The following is a 4,722-nucleotide window of genomic DNA, read 5'->3' as shown; positions in this document are numbered from 1 at the left end:
CGCAGTGGCCGCTCCAGGTGGGTGTCCAGCGCCGCGCAGACCTCGTCGAAGGCCGTCGCGAACACCGGCTGGGCTTCGTACAACTCCCGGCCCATACCGAGCCGTTGCGCACCCTGTCCGGTGAACAGGAAGGCGACCTTCCCGCTACGGGCGCTGCCCTGGACCAGCCCGGCGGCCGACTCGCCGCGGATCAGCGCGTCGAGCGCGGGCCCGAAGGCATCGGCGCCTTCGGCCACCACGGCGGCGCGGTGCGGGAAGTGCGTACGGGCGGCGGCCAGGGCGCCCGCGACCTCCACCGGATTGGCCGTCGGCCGCTCGGCCAGCCAGCCGCGGAGCCGGATCGCCTGGTCGCGCAGCGCCGCCTCGCTCTTGCCGGAGAGCACCCACGGCACCACGGCGGCCGGGGCTTCCTCGGCCGGCTCGATCCCGGTCTCGACCGGCTCGATGGCGGGCGCGGCCTCCAGGATCACGTGGGCGTTGGTGCCGCCGATGCCGAAGGAGGAGACCGCTGCCCGGCGCGGGTGGTCGCTCTGCGGCCAGTCCCTGGCCTCGGTCAGCAGCCGTACCGCGCCGGCCTCCCAGTCCACGTGCGGGGTGGGCTCGTCCACGTGGAGGGTGCGGGGCAGCACGCCGTGGCGCATCGCCTCGACCATCTTGATCACCCCGGCGACGCCGGCCGCCGCCTGGGTGTGCCCGATGTTGGACTTGACCGAGCCGAGCCAGAGCGGCCGGCCCGCCGGGCGCTCCTGCCCGTAGGTGGCCAGCAGGGCCTGGGCCTCGATCGGGTCGCCGAGCGTGGTGCCAGTGCCGTGGGCCTCGACCGCGTCCACCTCGGCGGGGGTGAGCAGCGCACCCGCGAGCGCCGAGCGGATCAGGCGCTCCTGGGACGGCCCGTTGGGGGCGGTCAGCCCGTTGCTGGCGCCGTCCTGGTTGACCGCCGAGCCGCGGATGACGCCGAGCACCGGGTGCCCGTTGGCCTCGGCGTCGGAGAGCCGCTCCAGCAGCAGGACGCCGCCGCCCTCGCCCCAGCCGGTGCCGTCCGCCGCCGCCGCGAAGGACTTGCAGCGGCCGTCGGCGGCCAGCCCGCGCTGGCGGCTGAACTCGATGAACACGCCGGGGGTGGCCATCACGGTCACACCGGCGGCCAGCGCCAGCGTCGACTCGCCGCGTCGCAGCGACGCGCAGGCCAGGTGCATGGCGACCAGCGAGGATGAGCAGGCGGTGTCGACGCTGACCGCCGGGCCCTCCAGACCGAAGGTGTACGCGACGCGCCCGGAAGCCAGGCTGCCCGCGCTGCCGGTGCCGAGCAGGCCCTCGGCCTCCTCCGGCATCCGGTGCATCAGGCGGCCCGCGTAGTCGTCGTACATGACGCCGGTGAAGACACCGACCTGCTGGCCGCTGAGGGTCGCCGGGACGATGTCCGCGCGCTCCAGTGCCTCCCAGACCAGTTCCAGCAGCAGTCGCTGCTGCGGGTCGGTCGCGGCCGCCTCGCGGGGGCTGATACCGAAGAACGCCGGGTCGAACTGGTCGGCGTCGTACAGGAACCCGCCCTCCCGGGCGTACGAGGTGCCGGAGTGGTCCGGGTCCGGGTGGTACAGCTCGGCGAGCGGCCAGTCCCGGCCGCCGGGGAAGCCGGAGATCGCGTCGGTGCCCTCGCTGACCAGTCGCCAGAGGTCCTCGGGGGAGCGGACGCCGCCGGGGAAGCGGCAGCTCATCCCGATGATCGCGATCGGTTCGCGGTGCGTCGCCTCGGCCTGCTGGAGCTTGAGCCGGGTCTGCTTCAGGTCGGCGGTGACCCACTTGAGGTAGTCGACGAGTTTCTCTTCGTTCGTCATGGGTCCGGACCCTTCCGTGGGTTGGGTGGAGGTCACTGCAGGGCCCTTCCGAGCTCGTGGTCGATGAAGTCGAGGACCTCGTCGGCGGTGGCCGAGCGGAGTCGCTCCTCGAAGTCCTCGGTGTCCGGCTCCGCCGGGGCCGCGGCCTCGTCGAGTCGGGCCAGGAGGGTGCGCAGCCGGACGGTGAGCCGGGCGCGGCCGGCGCTGTCCGGGGCCATGGCCAGGAGATCGGTCTCCAGTCGGGTGAGGTCGGCGAGGGCGGCCGGCTCACGGTCGCCGCTGCCGAGCCGGCCCAGTAGGTAGTCGGCGAGCGCGGCGGCGGTCGGGTGGTCGAAGACCAGCGTGGCGGGCAGCTTCAGCCCCGCGTCGGCGGCGAGCCGGTTGCGCAACTCGACGGCGGTGAGCGAGTCGAAGCCGAGGTCCTGGAACCGGCGGGACGGGTCGATCGCGTCCTCGCCACGGTGGCCGAGGACGGCGGCGATCTGGCCGCGCACTGCGGCCAGCACGATGCCATGGCGCTCCTCGGGCGCCGCCGCGGCCAGCCGCTCGGCCAGCCTGGTGCCCTGCTCGACCCGTCGGCCCGCCGCCGGGGCGAGACCGCGCAGCACGGCGGGCAGCATCCCGGACGCCGCCTGTCGGCGCAGCACCGGAGGGCTGAGCCGGGCGGCGACCTGCGTCGGCAGGTCGGCGGCGAGGGCGGCGTCGAGGAAGTCGAGCGCCTGCTCGGTGGGCATTGCGGCCAGGCCGTCCCGGCCGAGCCTGGCCAGGTCGGCCCGGGACAGGCCGTCGGTCAGCCCGCTGGTCTGTTCCCACAGGCCCCAGGCCACCGACAGGCCGGGCAGTCCGGCGGCGCGCCGGTGTTCCGCCAGGGCGTCCAGGAAGACGTTGGCGGCGGCGTAGGCGGCCTGGCCCGGGTTGCCCAGGGCGCCGGCGAGCGAGGAGAACAGGACGAACGCGGTCAGGTCGAGGTGCTCGGTGGCCCGGTGCAGGTGCCAGGCGGCGTCGACCTTGGGCCGCAGTACGGCAGCGAGCCGCTCGCCGGTGAGGCCGGGCAGGGTGCCGTCGTCGAGCACGCCGGCGGTGTGCACCACCGCGGACAGTGGGTGGTCCGGCGGGACGGACGCCAGGACGGCGGCCAGCGCGACGGGGTCGGCCGCGTCGCCGGCGGCGAGGGTCACCTCGGCGCCCAACTCCTGGAGGCCGGCGGCGAGTTCGCTGGCGCCGGGGGCGTCCGGGCCGCGTCGGCTGAGCAGCAGCAGTCGGCGCACTCCGTACCGGGTGACCAGGTGGCGGGCGGTCAGCGCGGCGAGGGTGCCGGTGCCGCCGGTGATCAGGACCGTCCCGTTGGGGCCGAACGGGGCCGTGGCCGGCCCGTCCCCGGCCGGGGCGGCGGGACTGCGGGTGAGCCGGGGTACCGTGACGGCGCCCTCGCGGACCAGCAGTTGTGGTTCCTCGCCGGCCAGCGCGGAGGCCAGCGCGCGGTACGACTCCGGGCGTCCGTCGTGGTCGGCCAGCACCAGCCGGTCCGGGTTCTCCGACTGGGCGGAGCGGATCAGGCCCCAGAGCGCGGCCGTGCCGAGGTCGACGGGCCCGCCGCCGGGCACCGCGCCCGAGGTGGCGACCAGCAACCGGTGCTCGGCTGCCTTCTCGTCGGCCAGGAACTCCTGTACCCGGCCGAGCAGTTCGGTCGCTGCCGCGTGGGCGCGGGCGACCAGGTCGGTACCGGCCGAGGCGGCGAACGGCTCGCCGTACTCGCCGAGCGGGTGCGCGTCCACCCCGGCCTCGCGCAGCGCTGTGACCAGCTCGGCCGGGCCGACCACCGACCACGGGCCGGTGGCGGGCCCGCCGGTGGGCCGAGCGGCAGCGGTCCACTCGACGTGGTGCAGCGGGTCGCGCCGACTGGTGCGGACCGCGGCGAGCTGCTCGGGCGTGATCGGACGCAGTGTCAGCGAGTCGATCGCGGCGACCGGCCGACCGTCCTCGTCGCTCAGTCGCAGTGCCACCTCGCCCGGGCCGGCCGGGGTGATCCGCACCCGCACCGTCCGTGCGTTCGGCGCGTGCAGGGCCACACCGGTCCAGTTGAAGGGGAGGTGCACACCGGCCTCCGGCGTGCGCTCCCGGTCGGTGAACGCGATCGCGTGCAGGGCGGCGTCGAGCAGGGCGGGGTGGATGCCGAAGCCGTCCTGAACGGCGTCCGACGGCAGTGCCACCTCGGCGAACACGGTGTCGCCGTCGCGCCAGGCGGCCCGCAGGCCCTGGAAGGCGGGCCCGTAGCCGAGCCCGGCCTCGGTGAGGTCCTGGTACAGCCCTTCGACGTCGACCGGCTCGGCGGCGGGCGGCGGCCAGGCGGCAGTGTCGGTGCCTGCGGTCTCCGGGGCCTCGGCGGCGAGCGTGCCGTGCGCGTGGCGCACCCAACTGTCCGAGGTGGTGGCCCCGGTGGGGCGGGAGTGGACGGTGACGGCGCGCCGTCCGGCCGGGTCCGCGGCCTCGACCCGGACCAGCAGGTGGGCCGTCTCCTCCTCGCCCACCGTGATCGGCGCCTCCAGCGTCAGGTCCTCCAACTGCCCGGCGCCGACGGCGGTGCCGGCGTGCAGGGCCAGCTCGACGAAGGCGGTGCCCGGAAGGAGGACGGTGTCGAGGACGGCGTGGTCCGGCAGCCAGGGGTGGCGGGCGTGCGAGAGCGTGCCGGTGAACAGGTGGGTGTCGTCCGGCAGGGTGGTGGCGGCGCTCAGCACCGGGTGGTCCACGGCCTGCAGGCCGGTGCCGGCGAGGTCCGTGGCCGAGGTGGTGCGCAGCCAGTAACTGTCGTGCTGGAAGGGGTAGGTGGGGAGGTCGAGGGGGTGGCTGGGGGTGGGAACGGGCCAGGTGATGGGGGTGCCGGTGGTGT

At 75.6% G+C, this 4,722-nt stretch carries 2 protein-coding genes; both read right to left on the bottom strand.

Annotated elements, in window-relative coordinates:
* The coding region (locus ABZW30_RS46525) for a type I polyketide synthase (RefSeq protein ID WP_355677413.1) at nt 1–1,835 on the bottom strand (1,835 nt) is incomplete at its 3' end.
* 32 nt (nt 1,836–1,867) lie between these two features.
* Nucleotides 1,868–4,722: SDR family NAD(P)-dependent oxidoreductase (locus ABZW30_RS46520; protein ID WP_355677412.1), on the bottom strand; the 2,855-nt coding region annotated here is incomplete at its 5' end.

Source organism: Kitasatospora sp. NPDC004669, from assembly GCF_040609455.1.
Taxonomy (GTDB): Bacteria; Actinomycetota; Actinomycetes; order Streptomycetales; family Streptomycetaceae; genus Kitasatospora.
Note: the sequence above shows the minus strand (reverse complement) of the source record. Positions and strands in the feature narration are given on the sequence as shown.